This is a genomic window from Aeromonas sp. R7-2, assembly GCF_040908105.1.
Lineage (GTDB): Bacteria > Pseudomonadota > Gammaproteobacteria > Enterobacterales > Aeromonadaceae > Aeromonas > Aeromonas caviae.
Window position 1 is genome coordinate 1 of the sequence record NZ_JBFODC010000019.1, and the last position, 15,455, is coordinate 15,455.

14 protein-coding genes and 1 pseudogene are annotated in these 15,455 nt (G+C 61.9%); 5 read left to right on the forward strand and 10 right to left on the reverse strand.

Annotation, left to right across the window (positions count from 1 at the left end; all coding sequences use genetic code 11):
* The 3 genes from rsxC to rsxA all read right to left on the reverse strand — a co-directional run.
* A partial coding sequence (gene rsxC / locus AB5Y47_RS04550; protein WP_368219898.1) for an electron transport complex subunit RsxC occupies positions 1-1,917 on the reverse strand: 1,917 nt, incomplete at its 3' end.
* Positions 1,918-1,931: 14 nt separating this feature from the next.
* Positions 1,932-2,498, reverse strand: coding sequence for an electron transport complex subunit RsxB (rsxB, locus tag AB5Y47_RS04555; protein WP_042017194.1), 567 nt, complete (start codon positions 2,496-2,498; stop codon positions 1,932-1,934).
* Positions 2,499-2,502: 4 nt separating this feature from the next.
* Entirely contained in the window at positions 2,503-3,084 is a 582-nt protein-coding gene (gene rsxA / locus AB5Y47_RS04560) for an electron transport complex subunit RsxA (RefSeq protein WP_039038677.1), read from the reverse strand.
* A 111-nt stretch (positions 3,085-3,195) separates the two neighbouring features.
* On the opposite strand from rsxA, the gene AB5Y47_RS04565 reads away from it, so the two are divergent.
* Together AB5Y47_RS04565 and AB5Y47_RS04570 are read left to right on the forward strand one after the other, a co-directional pair.
* Positions 3,196-4,092, forward strand: coding sequence for a DMT family transporter (locus AB5Y47_RS04565; RefSeq protein WP_323925970.1), 897 nt, complete (start codon positions 3,196-3,198; stop codon positions 4,090-4,092).
* Between the two features lie 61 nt (positions 4,093-4,153).
* Positions 4,154-4,351 (forward strand): hypothetical protein, encoded by a 198-nt coding sequence (locus AB5Y47_RS04570; RefSeq protein WP_039038678.1) that lies wholly within the window; start codon positions 4,154-4,156, stop codon positions 4,349-4,351.
* Between the two features lie 72 nt (positions 4,352-4,423).
* Here AB5Y47_RS04570 and AB5Y47_RS04575 read toward each other — a convergent pair whose 3' ends face one another.
* From AB5Y47_RS04575 to AB5Y47_RS04585, 3 genes and pseudogenes are all read right to left on the reverse strand, one after another.
* Complete coding sequence (locus tag AB5Y47_RS04575; protein WP_257978395.1) at positions 4,424-4,957, reverse strand: methyl-accepting chemotaxis protein; 534 nt, start codon at positions 4,955-4,957, stop codon at positions 4,424-4,426.
* 6 nt (positions 4,958-4,963) lie between these two features.
* Positions 4,964-5,722 (reverse strand): annotated as a pseudogene (locus tag AB5Y47_RS04580) (PAS domain-containing protein); the annotation flags it as partial.
* A gap of 480 nt (positions 5,723-6,202) precedes the next feature.
* Complete coding sequence (locus AB5Y47_RS04585) at positions 6,203-6,628, reverse strand: DUF4124 domain-containing protein (RefSeq protein ID WP_201968824.1); 426 nt, start codon at positions 6,626-6,628, stop codon at positions 6,203-6,205.
* Positions 6,629-6,898: 270 nt separating this feature from the next.
* Here AB5Y47_RS04585 and fabV point away from each other — a divergent pair, with 270 nt between their 5' ends.
* Both fabV and AB5Y47_RS04595 read left to right on the forward strand, forming a co-directional pair.
* Entirely contained in the window at positions 6,899-8,092 is a 1,194-nt protein-coding gene (fabV, locus tag AB5Y47_RS04590; protein ID WP_041212832.1) for an enoyl-ACP reductase FabV, read from the forward strand.
* A 162-nt stretch (positions 8,093-8,254) separates the two neighbouring features.
* Positions 8,255-9,730, forward strand: coding sequence for a YfcC family protein (locus AB5Y47_RS04595; protein ID WP_010674027.1), 1,476 nt, complete (start codon positions 8,255-8,257; stop codon positions 9,728-9,730).
* Positions 9,731-9,795: 65 nt separating this feature from the next.
* Here the strand turns inward: AB5Y47_RS04595 and AB5Y47_RS04600 are convergent, their stop codons facing one another.
* Positions 9,796-11,010: a pyridoxal phosphate-dependent aminotransferase gene (locus AB5Y47_RS04600; RefSeq protein WP_005302243.1), complete on the reverse strand. Its 1,215-nt coding sequence runs from the start codon at positions 11,008-11,010 to the stop codon at positions 9,796-9,798.
* A 356-nt stretch (positions 11,011-11,366) separates the two neighbouring features.
* Here AB5Y47_RS04600 and AB5Y47_RS04605 point away from each other — a divergent pair, with 356 nt between their 5' ends.
* Positions 11,367-11,576: a DUF1653 domain-containing protein gene (locus AB5Y47_RS04605; RefSeq protein WP_010674028.1), complete on the forward strand. Its 210-nt coding sequence runs from the start codon at positions 11,367-11,369 to the stop codon at positions 11,574-11,576.
* Between the two features lie 59 nt (positions 11,577-11,635).
* Here the strand turns inward: AB5Y47_RS04605 and AB5Y47_RS04610 are convergent, their stop codons facing one another.
* From AB5Y47_RS04610 to AB5Y47_RS04620, 3 genes are all read right to left on the reverse strand, one after another.
* Complete coding sequence (locus AB5Y47_RS04610; protein ID WP_010674029.1) at positions 11,636-11,893, reverse strand: GrxA family glutaredoxin; 258 nt, start codon at positions 11,891-11,893, stop codon at positions 11,636-11,638.
* 202 nt (positions 11,894-12,095) lie between these two features.
* Positions 12,096-13,529 carry a D-alanyl-D-alanine carboxypeptidase/D-alanyl-D-alanine-endopeptidase gene (dacB, locus tag AB5Y47_RS04615; RefSeq protein ID WP_042017206.1) on the reverse strand — a complete coding sequence of 478 codons (1,434 nt, stop codon included), beginning with the start codon at positions 13,527-13,529 and terminating at the stop codon, positions 12,096-12,098.
* 87 nt (positions 13,530-13,616) lie between these two features.
* Complete coding sequence (locus tag AB5Y47_RS04620; RefSeq protein WP_368219900.1) at positions 13,617-15,377, reverse strand: DEAD/DEAH box helicase; 1,761 nt, start codon at positions 15,375-15,377, stop codon at positions 13,617-13,619.
* Between the last annotated feature and the right edge of the window lie 78 nt (positions 15,378-15,455).

The following is a 15,455-nucleotide window of genomic DNA, read 5'->3' on the forward strand; positions in this document are numbered from 1 at the left end:
GGCCTTGGCCCGGGCGATGGCGGCGGCAATGGCCGCCTTCTTGGGGTCCACCTCTGCGGCGGGTTCGGATGCGGCGGCCGGGGCCTCAACGGCGTGTTCGGTTGTGTTCACAGATGTCTCACCTGCGACCACCGGCCCGTCACCTTGCGCCTGGGCGGCCTTCTTGGCCTTGGCACGTGCCAGGGCGGCGGCGATGGCGGCCTTCTTGGGATCCAGCTCTGCCTTGGGATGTTGCTCCCCAGGTGCCGGGGTGTCAGCCAGCCCATTGCCCTCGCCATTGGCGGCCTTGGCGGCACGACGTGCGATGGCCTCCTGCTTGCGTGCCTCACGGGCGGCAATCATGGCCTCGTTGTCCGGTGCGGGTTCACTCACGGCCACCTGGGCCGTCTCCTGTTTGGCCTTGATGCGGGCCAGGGCGGCGGCGACCGGATCTTCGCCCCCGGCCGTCGTCATGGCCTGGCGACGCTGGGCTGCGGCCTCGGCGTGGCGGGCTTCGCGGGCCGCCTTCTCACGCTCGAAGCGAGCCTGCTTGGCCTCGAAGCGCTGCTTGGCACGTTCGGCCTTCTCGGCCTCGGCACGGGCCTCACGGATGTCATCCTTGGCGATCTTGTAGTACTGCACCAGGGGGATTTCGCTCGGGCAGACCCAGGCACAGGCGCCGCACTCGATACAGTCAAAGAGGTTGAGCTTCTCGGCCTTGTCGTACTCCTTGACCCGGCTGTACCAGTAAAGCTCCTGGGGCAGCAGGGTGGCGGGGCAGGCATCGGCGCATGCACTGCAACGGATGCAGGCCTGTTCCGGGCCGGGGGGCGGCAGTTCGGCGCGGGTGGGGGAGAGCAGGCAGTTGGTGGCCTTGACCACGGGGACCATGGCGTGGGGCAGGGTGAAGCCCATCATGGGACCCCCCATGATCACCCGCTGATCCGCCTCCGGTTGCAGCTCGAAACGCTGGAGCAGCCAGCGTACCGGCGTGCCCAGACGCACCCAGGCATTGCCGGGCTTCTTGAAGGCGTCGCCGGTGAGGGTGACGATGCGCTCGATGAGCGGCTCCCCATCGATGATGGCGCGCTTGATGGCAAAGACGGTGGCGACGTTGAGCACCATGATGCCCATGTCCACCGCCCGGCCTCCCTTGGGCACCTGGCGTCCGGTGAGCAGCTCTATGGTCTGTTTGGCGCCGCCGGAGGGGTACTTGGTCGGTACCGACTTGACCAGCACGTCGGCGTCGCTGGCATGGCGGGTCAGGGCCTCGATGGCCGCCGGTTTGTTGTCTTCCACCCCGATCAGGGTGAGCTTGGGCTTGAGCAGGTGCTTGAGTACCCGGATGCCGTCCATGATCTCGTCGGCGTACTCCTGCATCAACCTGTCATCCGTGGTGATGTAGGGTTCGCACTCCAGCCCGTTGACGATGAGGATCTCGGTGAGCTGGCCACGGCCGTCGAGCTTGCTGTGGGTCGGGAAGACGGCGCCGCCGAGCCCGGCGATGCCGGCCTGCTGGATGCGCTCGAGCAACGCCCCCCGCTCCAGGTTCCAGTAGTCAGTCTGGGGTGTGCGCTCGCCCCAGGCATCGTCTCCGTCCGGGGTGAGGAGGATGCAGAGATCGTCAAGACCGGAGGGGTGCGCCACCGTGTGCTGCTCGATGGCGGTGATGGTGCCCGAGGTGGAAGCGTGCACCGGCACGATGCGTCCCTTGTCAAAACGGGTGAGGGGTTGCCCTTTCTTGACCTTGTCCCCCACCCGCACCAGCAGTTCGCCGGCCGGACCCGCGTGCTGGCGCACCGGAATGATGAGCTGTGGGGGAAGGCCCGCGTCAACGACGGGGGTCAGGCTTGACTGGTGCTTGTTCTCGGGGGGATGGATGCCGCCGTGAAAATCCCACAGAGTGCCGGCTTTGATGCGTTCGAGCAGATGCTGCATGGTTACTCCGCTGTTTATTCCACTATCTTGACCGGAATGGCGACCTTGGCCAGATCCCATTTCCAGTTGTCGACCGTGGTCGGCACCGGGATCATTTCAATACAGTCGGTCGGGCAGGGGTCGACGCAGAGGTCGCACCCGGTGCACTCGGCCGCGATGACGGTATGCATCGCCTTGGTGGCACCCAGGATGGCGTCGACCGGACAGGCCTGGATGCACTTGGTGCAACCGATGCACATGTCTTCGTGAATGAAGGCCACCTTCTTGACGGGGATTGCCGCGTCTTCACCGCCGTCCAGAGACTGGGGCTCGACCCCCATCAGGTCGGCAATCTTGCGCATGGTGGCGTCGCCACCGGGCACGCACTTGTTGATCTTGTCGCCATTGGCCAGGGCTTCGGCGTAGGGTTTGCAGCCCGGGTAACCGCACTGGCCGCACTGGGTCTGGGGCAACAGGGCATCGAGCTGATCGACGATGGGATCGGCCTGCACATGAAACTTGACGGCGGCAAAGCCGAGAATGATGCCGAAGGCCAGGGCAAGCAGGGCCAGCACCAGAATGGCAAAGAGTATGTGAATCATAGCGTTATATCTTGATGAGGCCGGTAAAGCCCATGAAGGCCAGCGACATCAGGCCAGCGGTGACCATGGCGATGGAGACGCCACGAAACGGTGCCGGCACGTCGGCGGCCACCAGCCGCTCACGCATGGCGGCAAAAAGGATCAGCACCAGGGAGAAGCCGACGGCGGCCCCGAAGCCGTAGATGATGCTCTGGATGAAGTTGTGGCGCTCGTTGATGCTGAGCAGCGCCACGCCGAGCACGGCACAGTTGGTGGTGATGAGCGGCAGGAAGATGCCGAGCAGGCGATAGAGGGTCGGGCTGCTCTTGCGGATCACCATCTCGGTGAACTGGACCACCACGGCGATCACCAGAATGAAGCCCAGGGTGCGCAGGTAGGCGATCTCCAGCGGGATCAGGATGTAGTGCTCCATCAGATAGGAGCAGGCGCTGGCCAGCGTCATGACGAAGGTGGTGGCCAGACCCATGCCGATGGCGGTTTCCAGCTTGCCGGAGACACCCATGAAGGGGCAAAGGCCGAGGAACTTCACCAGCACGAAGTTGTTGATCAGCACGGTGCCGACCAGTAAAAGCAGGTACTCAGTCATTGAAGATGGGTTATCCGGTATGAAGGCGGCCGTATTATCTGATGTTAGGTGCCTTTAGACAACCGCAAGGCCGTATGGTTATTATTCGAATGCCCAATTCATGGAGGCATTGTGCGCCCTTTACCCGTCTTGACGCTGACCCTGGCCATGCTGCTCTGGTCCAGCTCCTTCATCGCCCTCAAACATGTGCTGGAAATCTGGTCCTTCGGTCAGGTGCTCTTCATGCGGATGGGGGTGGCGTCCTGTTGCTGGCTGCTCTGCTACCGCCAGCTTGGCCGCGTCACTTACCAGAAGGGGGATTGGCGCTGGTTGGCCCTGATGGGGGCGCTTGAGCCCTGCCTCTACTTTCTTCTTGAAGTCAACGCCCTGCGTTACACCAGTGCCGGCCAGGCCGGTATGGTCTGTGCCCTGCTTCCCCTGATGGTGGCTCTGGTGGCCTTCGTGCTGCTTGGAGAGCGGGTGAGTCGCCGCCAGCTGCTGGGCTTTGCCATCGCCATCGTTGGCATCGCCCTGCTGGGGTTGGGGGAGGGCGCCGACGAGTTCGCCCCCAACGCCCTGCTCGGCAATAGCCTGGAGATGGGCGCCATGCTCTGCGCCGCCACCTATTCCGTGGTATTCAAGAAGCTCTCCAGCCGCTACGGCGTGATGACACTGACAGCGTTGCAGGCCTTCGTCGGCATGCTCTTCTTCGCGCCCTTTGCCTTCAGTGCGCCCTGGCCCGCGAGCTGGGCCTGGCAGGACATGGGGGTCATCCTCTTCCTCGGCGCCTTCGTGACACTTGGTGCCTACCTGCTCTACAACTGGTCGGTGACCCAGGTGAAGGTGACCCTGGCGGCTGCCTATGTGAACCTCATCCCGGTCTTTACCCTGCTGCTCGCCTATCTGCTGCTGGGAGAGACGCTCACGGCCCTGCAATGGGTGGCCTGTGCCGCCGTGCTGGCCGGCATCGGGGTGGGCCAGCTGCCGTCCGGCAGGAAGCGTGCGCAGGCCGTCGCCGCCGGGGGATGAGTCGCCGCCATTGGGCTACAGTCTGGGCAGGGAAACACGCTGTCGAAGAAGGAGCCGACCGATGAGCGACATGCACTTGCTGGCCGCGGCCAAAAGCCTGTTGAGCCATCCCCCCTTTACCCTGGCCGATGCCAGAGCCCTGGAGGCGCTGGAAGAGGAAGCGGTGGGGGAGGAGGGGCTCTGCATCGCCGCGCTATGGGACATCGCCCTCGCGCTGGCGGACGAGGAAGCCAGACACTATCTCCTGGGGGATGGCTGAGCGGGTTTCGGGTGGGCGGACAGCAATGACAACGGGGGGCCTGGGCCCCCCGTTGTCATTGGCAGCTGTCGCTCAGATGGAGAGGCTCTTGACGGTGTCCGACACCGAGTTGGCGTCCTCGATGATCTCCTTGATGACGTCGGCGATGATGGTGGCCTGCTCCTGACCTGCCACCGCCTTGTCGGAGACGACGGAGACGGTCTGGGTGATCTGTGAGGTGATCTCCGAGTTGTGCTTGATGACGGTGACGATCTCGCTGGTGGAGCTGGAAGTGCGCGCCGCCAGTTGCCTCACCTCGTCGGCCACGACCGCGAATCCCCGTCCCTGTTCCCCGGCGCGGGCCGCCTCGATGGCCGCGTTGAGGGCCAGCAGGTTGGTCTGATCCGCGATGCCGCTGATGGTGGAGATGATGGATTCGATGCTCCTGGATTGCTGGTTGAGCTGCTCTATCTGCTTGCTGACCGCATTGACCGAGGTGTTGATGTGAGAGGAGGTGTCGAGCACCCTGTCGATGACCTCCCGCCCCCTGGCGGCGCTCGCGACGGTTTCGCTGGCGATGGCACACGCCTTCTGGGCCGCTTCCCGGGTGGAGATGGATTTCTCCACCCGCTCGGTGATGTCGCTCGCCAGCTTGATGATTTTGACCACCTTGCCCTCGTGGTTGAAGATGGGGTTGTAGGTGGCCTCCAGCCATATCTTCTCCCCCCGGTGACCCAGACGCATGAAGAGCCCGGATTTGATGTCACCCGAGCCGAGATCCTGCCAGAAATGGGGGTTGTTCTGGTAGAACTCGGTGTCACAGAAGAGGCGATGATGCTTGCCGACCACCTCTTCCAGCCGGTAGCCAAAGCAGTTGAGGAAATTCTGGTTGGCGGTGATGACGGTGCCATCGGGTTGGAAATCGATGACCGCCAAGGACTTGTCCAGGGCTGCCAGCAGGGCCTGGGTGCGCTCCAGGGTGGATTGCTGCTGGGTCACGTCGGAGGCGACCTTGGCGATCCGCACCACCTTGCCGTCGATCACGATGGGGAAATAGGTCGCCTCCAGCCACACGGCCTTGCCGGATTTCGACTGGCGAATGAAGCGACCGCTGCGGGAGACGCCGTGGCGCAGATCCTGCCACAAGGTCTCGTAATCCCGGGTATTGACATCGTCGGGGAAGCAGAGGGTGCTGTGATGCTTGCCAATCACCTCGTCACGTTCAAATCCCACGATCTTGAGAAACAGCGCGTTGGCGAAGGTGACCACTCCCGCCGGGGTGAACTGGACGAAGGGGACCTGCAACTGGATAGCCTGTTCAAATGCCCCCAGTTCCACCACCCTTGCCGCTTGCTCACTGGCTTCCTTGCTTGCTTTTTGATTCCAGAACATGACAGCGCTCCTCCATGAGACCCTTGAATGGGATAACGACCAAATATGAGTAAATTAACAATAGCATTGCGTCCTGATGAGTCGTCATCGTACTCAAATTAACTTTTTATTTTTCAATGTTGATAAATAGCTTCTTAATTGTAGGGTCTCGTACCAAGGTTATTTATCTCGTGGACCACTTTGGGCCCCAGGGAATATTGGCATGAAGGCGCCTCTTTTGGCACTGACAATTGTCACGATGCCCCTATATATCGCCCTCATATGAACCCTGTGGCACGTCAGGGATCTCGGTGGGGATAACGTGAGTCTTCTGGAACGCGGTGAAATTAGGTGGCTACGGGGATCGGGAAAAAGCCGCTATCTGATCCTCTGGTGTGAGAAATAAACGGCCAAGGATGTGATGTTCTGGATGTGCGGCATGTGTGAACCCGTGACGACATTGCCACTTCGGTATATTTTCTGTCCCGAAACAGGGAGTGTTTATTTTGCCTGCAAGGTGGAGAGTTTCTGGTTCAGGGACTCAATCTCTTTCTGATATCGGGTAGTGACCGACTGCATCTCTGCCGAGACATTGCGGGATCTTGCCTTGTTCTCCGTGATCTGGGTCATCTCGTTGTTCATCTTCTGCTTTTTGGCCTCGATCTCGGTGCGCAGCGCCTCTGCCTGGCGTTGTTTCTGGCCGTTTGCCAGGCTCTGCTCTATCTCCCGGGTCTGGTTGGCCGCCTGCTCCACCGCCTCGGGGGAGGGGGTATAGACATTGAGTGCCATGGGTTTGGCGTCGCTGCTGCAGGGGATGTCGCTGAAGGTGATCCGCCCGTCGCGGGCGCATTGATAGACAGCCGCCTGGACAACGGGGACGGTGGCAAGCCCCAGGCAGGCGAGAGAGATGACCAGCATGCGTGACATAGACTCCTCCTTGAATCCTCTTCCTTGCACACTAGTACATGGCGCAAGGTCAGACAACGGCCCCGTTTCGGGAGCGACATTCCGGTCCTCACGTTGCCTCTCTCTGGTCCATGGCGGGGAGATCTCCTGCGTAATGGGTGTGCCATGGCGGCATAAAGCGACGGATCCCAGCCTGTTTCCCCGCAGTTCAACACATCAGAGCACCATAACGGGCCGCAATGAGGTATCTTATGCCCCGATTTCATCCATCAAACGGATAAGAGACAACACATGATCATCAAACCCAAGGTTCGCGGCTTTATCTGCACCACCACCCACCCGGTCGGTTGTGAAGCCAATGTTCGTCGCCAGATCGCTTACACCCAAGCCAAGGGCGCCATCGAGAATGGCCCCAAGAAGGTGCTGGTGATCGGCGCTTCCACCGGCTATGGTCTGGCCTCCCGCATTGCCGCAGCCTTCGGCAGCGGAGCTGCTACCATCGGTGTCTTCTTCGAAAAGCCGAGCTCCGAGACCAAGACGGGCTCCGCCGGCTGGTACAACTCCGCCGCCTTCGACAAGGCCGCCAAAGAGGCCGGCCTCTACGCCAAGAGCATCAATGGCGATGCCTTCTCCCACGAGTGCCGTGCCAAGGTGATCGAGCTCATCAAGCAGGATCTGGGTCAAATCGATCTGGTGGTCTATTCCCTGGCCTCTCCGGTGCGCAAGCTGCCGGATACCGGCGAAGTGGTGCGCTCCGCCCTCAAACCCATCGGCGAGGTCTACACCTCCACCGCCATCGACACCAACAAGGATCAGATCATCACCGCCACCGTCGAGCCGGCGAATGAGGAAGAGATCCAGAGCACCATCACCGTCATGGGCGGCCAGGACTGGGAACTGTGGATGGCGGCTCTGCGCGATGCGGGTGTGCTGGCTGACGGTGCCAAGTCCGTGGCCTACTCCTACATCGGTACCGACCTGACCTGGCCCATCTACTGGCACGGTACTCTGGGCCGTGCCAAGGAAGATCTGGACCGCGCCGCCACCGCCATCCGTGGCGATCTGGCTGCCAAGGGGGGGACCGCCCACGTGGCCGTGCTCAAATCCGTGGTGACCCAGGCCTCCTCTGCCATTCCCGTGATGCCGCTCTACATCTCCATGGCCTTCAAGATCATGAAGGAGAAGGGCATTCACGAGGGCTGCATGGAGCAGGTGGACCGCATGATGCGCACCCGCCTGTACGGCGCCGACATGGCGCTGGACGAGCAGGCCCGCATCCGCATGGATGACTGGGAACTGCGTGAAGACGTGCAGCAGACCTGCCGTGATCTCTGGCCCTCCATCACCACCGAGAACCTCTCCGAGCTGACTGACTACACCGGCTACAAGCAGGAGTTCCTGCGCCTGTTCGGTTTCGGCCTGGACGAGGTGGACTACGATGCGGACGTGAATCCGGACGTGCAATTCGACGTGGTCGAGCTGTAAGTCGGTCGCCAGCACAGACAGGGCCCTGCGGGGCCCTGTTTTTTTGCAGCAGACTCAACCTGTTGCCTCAGGTTTATTATCCGCGATCACCTTTTTCCCCGAACAAACCCGCTAGGCTTGCGCTGTCCGGATCACAGACGGCACCGCCGAGGTACGAAAGTCATGACCACATCCCATGAGGCGCCTAAGAAGCGCCAGCTCCCCACGGTTTATACCCTGCTTTTCATCATCATCGCCCTGATGGCGGCCCTCACCTGGGTGCTGCCGGCGGGAAAATACAACTATGTGACGGCCAAGACCCAGCAGCCGGTGGCGGCAGCCGCCGTGGCCGACTACAGCGGTGACGAGCGACTGCTGCCGGTACCCGGCAGTTACACCGAGCTCCCTTCCCAACCGCAGGGGGTATTCGATGTGCTCAAGGCGCCCATCCAGGGCTTTCACAAGGCGGCGGACGTGGCACTCTTCGTGCTCATCATCGGCGGCTTTCTGGCGGTGACCATGCAGAGCGGGGCGCTGGATGCCGGGGTCGGGGCCATAGTGCGTACCTTCGCCGGGCGCGAGCGGCTGCTCATACCGGTGCTGATCGCCCTGTTTGCCCTGGGTGGCTCCACCTTCGGCATGGCGGAGGAGACGGTGGCCTTCTGGGCGCTCATCGTGCCGGTGATGATGGCGGCGGGCTTCGATCGCATGGTGGCGGCGGGGATCATCCTGCTCGGCTCCGGGGTCGGGGTGCTCGCCTCTACCGTCAATCCGTTTGCCACCGGCATCGCCTCCGGTTTTGCGGGTATCCCCATCGGTGAGGGGATAGGGCTGCGGGTCATCCAGTGGCTGCTGCTGGTGATCTTCGCCTCCTGGTTCGTGATGCGCTACGCCAGGCAGGTGCAGCAGGACAAATCCCGCTCCGTGCTGGCTGACATCGTTTATGACGACGAGTTCTCCCAGATGAAGAGCGGCAACCTCGCCTTCAGCGGCAAGCAGAAGCTCACCATGCTGGTCTTCTTCGGCACCTTCCTGCTGATGATCTATGCGGTGGTGCCCTGGTCGGATCTGGGCATCGATCTGTTGCCCACCCTGGGCTGGTGGTTTGACGAGCTCTCCACCCTGTTCTTCAGCGCCTCCATCCTGATCGCGCTGATCAACCGGATGCCGGAGTCCAACTACGTGGCGACCTTCCTCAACGGGGCGCGAGACCTCATCGGGGTGGCCCTGGTGGTGGCGGTGGCGCGCGGCATCTATGTGGTGATGGAGCACGGCGTCATCATCGACACCATACTGCACTGGGCCGAGGGGCTGGTGAGCGGGCTGTCGTCGTCGGTCTTCATCCTGATGGCCTATCTGGTGCACATCATCCTGAGCTTCTTCATTCCCTCCACCTCGGGGCTCGCGACCGTCTCCATGCCGCTGATGGGACCGCTGGCGGACTTCTCCGGTATCTCCCGGGATCTGGTGATCACCGCCTATCAGTCCGCCTCCGGCTGGATCAACCTGTTCGCCCCCACCGCCGCTCACCTGGTGGCGGGGTTGGCGCTCGCCAGGATCCCCTACGATCGCTTCGTGCGCTGGGTGCTGCCCTTCATCATCGGGGTGGCCCTCATCACCATGGCGGTGCTGGTGGCCGGTGCCCTGCTGCACGGCTGATGGCACGGATAGAAAACGACAGACAACAAAAAGGCTCCCGCGGGAGCCTTTTTCATGAGCCTTGCTTACTGCTTGTAGCCCTTGAGGAAGCGGGCGAGGCGACCGATGGCCTCTTCCAGCTCCTCTTCCCGGGGCAGGAACACCAGGCGGAAGTGATCCGGTGCCGGCCAGTTGAAGCCGGTGCCTTGCACCAGCAGGAGCTTCTCCTGCTGCAGCAGGTCGAACACCATTTTCTGGTCGTCGCGAATGTCGTACACCTTGGGGTCGAGGCGCGGGAACATGTAGAGCGCCCCCTTGGGCTTGACGCAGGAGACCCCGGGGATCTCGTTCAAAAGCTCCCAGGCCTTGTCCCGCTGGCGACGCAGGCGGCCCCCCGGCAGGATCAGCTCGTTGATGCTCTGGTAGCCCCCAAGGGCGGTCTGGATGGCGTGCTGCATGGGCACGTTGGCACACAGCCGCATGGAGGCCAGCATCTCCAGTCCCTCGATGTAGCCTTTGGCGCGGCCCTTGGGTCCGGTGATGACCATCCAGCCCTGGCGGAAGCCGCAGGCGCGGTAGGCCTTGGAGAGGCCGTTGAAGGTCACCACCATCACATCGTCGCACAGGGTGCAGACGCTGGTGTGGGAGATGTCGTCGTAGAGGATCTTGTCGTAAATTTCGTCGGCGAAGATGATGAGGTTGTGCTGACGGGCGATCTCGATCACTTCAAGCAAAAATTCGCTGCCGTAGACGGCGCCGGTCGGGTTGTTGGGGTTGATCAGCACCAGGCCGCGGGTGCGCGGGGTGATGCGGGCGCGGATGTCGTCGAGATCCGGATACCAGTCAGCTCCTTCGTCACAGCGGTAGTGCACCGCATGGCCGCCGGAGAGGGTGACGGCCGCGGTCCAGAGCGGGTAGTCGGGGGAGGGCACCAGCATCTCGTCGCCGTTGTTGAGCAGCGCCTGCATCGCCATCACGATGAGCTCGCTCGCACCGTTGCCGATGTAGATGTCGTCGATGTCGACCTTGCGCATCCCTTTTTGCTGGTAGTACTGCATCACCGCCTTGCGGGCCGAGAACAGCCCCTTGGAGTCGCAGTAGCCCTGGCTCTGTGGCATGTTGAGGATCACATCCTTGATGATCTCCTCCGGTGCTTCGAAGCCAAACGGGGCCGGATTGCCGATGTTGAGCTTGATGATGCGGTGACCTTCGTCTTCGAGACGGCGAGCTTCTTTGTGCACCGGGCCGCGGATGTCATAGCAGACATCGTCGAGCTTGTGCGACTTGTCGATTGTGAACATGGTGAGCGTGATTCCTTCCCCGTGGGGCGCGTTGGCAGAAAAGCTGTTTTTAGTATCAAATTTCTCTGCCCCTATTCTTCACAGAATTGAATGCTAGAACAATCTAATTTATGGAATAAATCCCTGATATTTACCCCTGAAACAGGGTTGTTGAAATGTTAAATTCAGCATGATCGTTTGCCTCTCTTTGGTAGATCAGTGAAAGATGAGGAGCAGATTCATAAAGCAACATGAGTGTATTGAAATATCTCCCCCATCTGGCACGATTGGCTGGGGTAAAAAAGGCCCCGACCCGTCGGTCTGCCAGGGGAGCACGCAGGCACGGGGGCTCATCTTTCCGCTCTCGAGGTTCACTCATGCAGGCACCCGCCACCGGTCGCTACCGCCATTTCAAGGGGGGCTATTACCAGGTTCTGGCCCTGGCCTTGCACACCGAAACCCAGGAGCAGCTGGTGATCTATCAATCCGAACAGGATGGTCAGGTCTATGCCCGCCCCGTCGCCATGTTCATGGAGTGGATTGAACATCAGGGACAGGTGGTGAGCCGCTTCACGCCGGTGGCCTGAGGCAGACTTGGCGACATGAAAAAAGGCGCCAGAGGCGCCTTTTTTCATGGTGTCGGGGCTTACAGACCCAGATTGGCTCTGGCATAGGCCTCAAAATCGGTGCAGCCGCCGATGTGCTGCTCATCCAGGAAGATCTGCGGCACAGTGGTGACCGGCTTGCCCGCCTTGGCGGCGAGATCGTCCTTGGTCAGCCCGGCCACGTTGATATCCACGTAGCGGAACTCGAAGTCATCGCGCTCCTCGGTCAGCTGCTCGGCAATCTGCTTGGCACGCACGCAATAGGGGCAACCGGGACGACCAAAAATCTCTACAAACATCTTTTCTCTCCATTAAACAAGCCGTTGAAGAAGGCCATTGAGATGAGGCTGGGCACAGCATAGCCGTGGCGCCCTGTCAGTCAAAGCTGAAAATTGCGATGCTTCCGTTCGCCATCTCCGATTGCGCCCGCTGCTGATGATGGCGCCAGCGTCCCCCAAGGCCGGGGAATCGGGCCGCCTTGCCGGCAAGGCAGCCCGTCTATCACTGCTCGACGATCTGGATGGGTTGCTGCTGGTAGATGCTCTCCAGCACGCCTTTTTCGAAGACGGTCCAGGGCCAGGGCGCCTTGCTGGCGCGGTAGCGCTCGTGGGTTGCCGGATCCTGGGAGAGACCGCGCTGGAACATCACGAAGGCCTTTCGCTGGCCACCGGCGGTGTCGATGAAACCGGCGAGGTTCGAGGTACCTGTGATGGTACCGGTCTTGGCGTGCACCTTGTTCTTCATCATGGGGGCGGTGACGCTGCGTCGCCAGGCCAGGGTGCCGTCTACCTGGGAGCTTGGCAGCAGCTTGATGAAGTCGAGCTCGGCATCGTTCTTCTGGATGAAGTTAAGCACCGACAACATCTGGCGCGCGCTGATGAGATTGTGGGCGGAGAGGCCGGAGCCGTCGGCCAGGGTGGCGTTGCCAAGGTCAATGCCGTGCTTGGTCAGGATGGCGCGCACCGCCATGGTGCCGCTGCGATAGCTGCCCGGCTTGTTGTAGTAGTGACGCCCCACGGTTTTGAGGAAGGTATCGGCGTAGAGGTTGTCGGACTTTTTCAACATCTTGGCGAGCATCACCGGCAGGGAGACAGAGTAGTGGGTCGCCAGGGTCTGGGCACCGACAGGGGCCTGATGGGTGACCCGCAGCAGGCCGTCGTGGCTGATCCCGGCGCGGTTCATGGCCCAGCGGATGTTGTCCCAGCCCCAGGCCTCCACGTCATGGATGGCAAAGCGCAGCCCTTGTGGCTCCTTGTTCGGGGTGATGCAGCCCTTGAGCTCGTAGAAGTTGCCCTTGGCCATGTCTACTTCCAGAGCGCAGAACTGACGCGCCATGTCGCCATAGCTCATCACCTCCACGTTGTCGGCGCCGATGCCGATGGGCACGCCGGTGGCCACGTTGCCCACCGCAGGCTTGCCAATCTGGGTGGCGGTGATGGTGCCGTAGGCGCAGTTCTTGTCGATGATGACCGAGGAGACGGGAGCGGCGAAGCAGAGGGTCTGATCCCCCCAGGACCAGCCGTTGCCACGCTCATAGCCGTTGTAGGCACCGGTGTTGACATAGACGTTGCCCTGAATGCGGGTGACGCCCAACTGTTTGAACAGGGCAACCAGATCCATGCGCGACAGGGTCGGGTCGCCGACGAAGTTGATCCAGATGTCGCCGTTGATGGTGGTGCCCTGTTTGGCGCCGGGCTGAGCCTGGATGTCGGTGGCGAAGCGGAAGTCGGCACCGAGTTCGAGGCGTGCAGCGAGCGCGGTGAGCACCTTCATGGTGGAGGCGGGGGCTATCATGTCATCGGCGTGACGGGCAAATTCCACCCCGTTGTTGCCCTGTACGATGACGGCGTACTGGCCCCCCTTGGGCGGGGTCAGCGGGGCGGCGTGGACCGCCAGAGAAAAGAGAGCACAAAAACCAATCAACAGCCGCTGCATAGGATCCTCTAACTGAACGAAAGGGCGGCATCAGAAACCGCCCCGATAATCAAACCGGGTGACTGCCGGGTATCGCCTGCCATGGGGTCAGGCCGGGGCGTTGGCAGTCCGGTAACGCCCCTCGTAATCGAATATTTTTTCCTTCACCTGCCAGAAGCGTCCCGACTTGCGGGCGATGACGAAATCCGGGTGACGGAACTGGTCTGCCGCGAGCATCACGCTCGCCAGGGTCGTGAATTCGGGCTCCAGGCCCGGGGCGGGCCAATGATGACGCACAAAGCGTTGTTGAAACAAGCGCTGTGCACCCCGGGAGTGAAAGGGGAAGTACTCCGTCAGGGTCAGGCCATCCTCGTCGTGGTAGGTCACCTCCAGCCGCTCCCCCTGCTTGCCGCGCCCGGCACTCAGGGTCAAACCGGCGCAGCGGATCACCATGCAGTCCTTGAGATTGAGGGCCTCCTTGAGCTTGTCGTCAGGGTCCACCAGCAGCTGGTCACAGCTTTGGCAGCGGCGGGCGGCGATGTCGTTTTCAGCACCGCAACCTGGGCAGATCTTGGCGCGAAAGCGGTAGTCGCACTCCTCGCGGTTGCCCTCGTCATCTTCAAACAGTCCCTGACAGCGGCGGCCGTAGTGTTCGACCACCTTGCCATCCTCGTCGGTCTTGCCCCAGAAAGTGTTGGCAAAGCCGCAGGCGGGGCAGGGCACCTGAACCGGCTCGGTGCCGGCGTGGGGCCTGGGTTCCCCCACTTCGGGGGCAAACAGGTTGAAGTTGTTGCCTGCGTAGTCGAGCACCAGGCAATCGCTCTTGCCGGGTGAGAGGCGCAGGCCCCGTCCCACAATCTGCTGATAGAGCGACACCGATTCGGTGGGACGCAGCATCACGATAAGGTCGACGTGGGGGGCATCAAAACCGGTGGTGAGCACCGCTACGTTGACCAGAAACTTGAGCTCGCGCGCTTTGAAGGCACTGATTAGAGCGTCGCGCTCCGGTCCCGGTGTCTCGCCGGTGACGAGGGCGGCCTGCTGGTCTCTGGCATCGAGCAGGCCATGAATTTCCCGGGCATGTTCGACTGTGGCGGCGAAAATCATCACCCCCTGCCGGTCGGCCGCATACTCCAGCACCTGGCTCAGGATATGGGGGGTGACCCGCTCCTGGCGCTTGATCTCGCCGTTGAGCTGCGCCTCGCTGAACAGGCCGTTCTCCCGCGGCACCAGCTTGCTGAAGTCGTAATGGACGATGGGGGCGTCCACCAGGCGCGGCGGGGTCAGGTAGCCGTTTTTCACCATGAAGCGCAGGGGCAGTTCGAACACGCAGTCACCAAAGAGCCGCTCGCCGTGGCTCTTGACCATGCCGTGGTAGTGGCGCCGGTAGATCCAGCCCAGCCCCAGCCGATAGGGGGTGGCGGTGAGCCCGAGGATCTTGAGGGCCGGATTGGCGGCCTTGAGATGCTCGATCACCTGATGGTATTGGCTGTCGTCATCGAGCGAGACCCGGTGGCACTCGTCGATGATGAGCAGCGAAAAAGCGCCGTCGAAGGCATCCAGATTGCGCGCCACCGACTGCACCGAGCCAAACACCACCTGGGCGCTCGCCTCCTTGCGTGCGAGCCCGGCGGCGAAGATGTCGGCCCGGAGTCCCCAGGCTTCGTACTTGGCGTGGTTCTGCTCCACCAGCTCCTTGACGTGAGCCAGCACCAGCACCCGGCCACGGGCCTTGCGGGCCAGTTCGGCGATCACCAGGCTCTTCCCGGCCCCGGTGGGCAGCACCACCACGGCGGGATCCGGGTGTTTGCGAAAGTGGCTGATGACGGCGTTGACCGCGTCGGTTTGATAGGGTCTGAGAACGAACATGGGGAACGGCTGTGGTGCAAGATGGCGCCATTATAGGGATCTTGCGGGGAAAATGCAGCGAGGGGGCGTGCTGACAGG

Excerpts from the sequence above, each read along its gene's own strand:
- AB5Y47_RS04570 (WP_039038678.1), top strand. The coding sequence starts at position 4,154 with ATGAGCGACATGCACTTGCTGGCCGCGGCCAAAAGCCTGTTGAGCCAT.
- AB5Y47_RS04605 (WP_010674028.1), top strand. The coding sequence starts at position 11,367 with ATGCAGGCACCCGCCACCGGTCGCTACCGCCATTTCAAGGGGGGCTAT.
- AB5Y47_RS04595 (WP_010674027.1), top strand. The coding sequence starts at position 8,255 with ATGACCACATCCCATGAGGCGCCTAAGAAGCGCCAGCTCCCCACGGTT.
- AB5Y47_RS04610 (WP_010674029.1), bottom strand. The coding sequence starts at position 11,893 with ATGTTTGTAGAGATTTTTGGTCGTCCCGGTTGCCCCTATTGCGTGCGT.
- dacB (WP_042017206.1), bottom strand. The coding sequence starts at position 13,529 with ATGCAGCGGCTGTTGATTGGTTTTTGTGCTCTCTTTTCTCTGGCGGTC.
- rsxA (WP_039038677.1), bottom strand. The coding sequence starts at position 3,084 with ATGACTGAGTACCTGCTTTTACTGGTCGGCACCGTGCTGATCAACAAC.
- AB5Y47_RS04620 (WP_368219900.1), bottom strand. The coding sequence starts at position 15,377 with ATGTTCGTTCTCAGACCCTATCAAACCGACGCGGTCAACGCCGTCATC.
- rsxB (WP_042017194.1), bottom strand. The coding sequence starts at position 2,498 with ATGATTCACATACTCTTTGCCATTCTGGTGCTGGCCCTGCTTGCCCTG.
- AB5Y47_RS04600 (WP_005302243.1), bottom strand. The coding sequence starts at position 11,010 with ATGTTCACAATCGACAAGTCGCACAAGCTCGACGATGTCTGCTATGAC.
- AB5Y47_RS04585 (WP_201968824.1), bottom strand. The coding sequence starts at position 6,628 with ATGTCACGCATGCTGGTCATCTCTCTCGCCTGCCTGGGGCTTGCCACC.
- fabV (WP_041212832.1), top strand. The coding sequence starts at position 6,899 with ATGATCATCAAACCCAAGGTTCGCGGCTTTATCTGCACCACCACCCAC.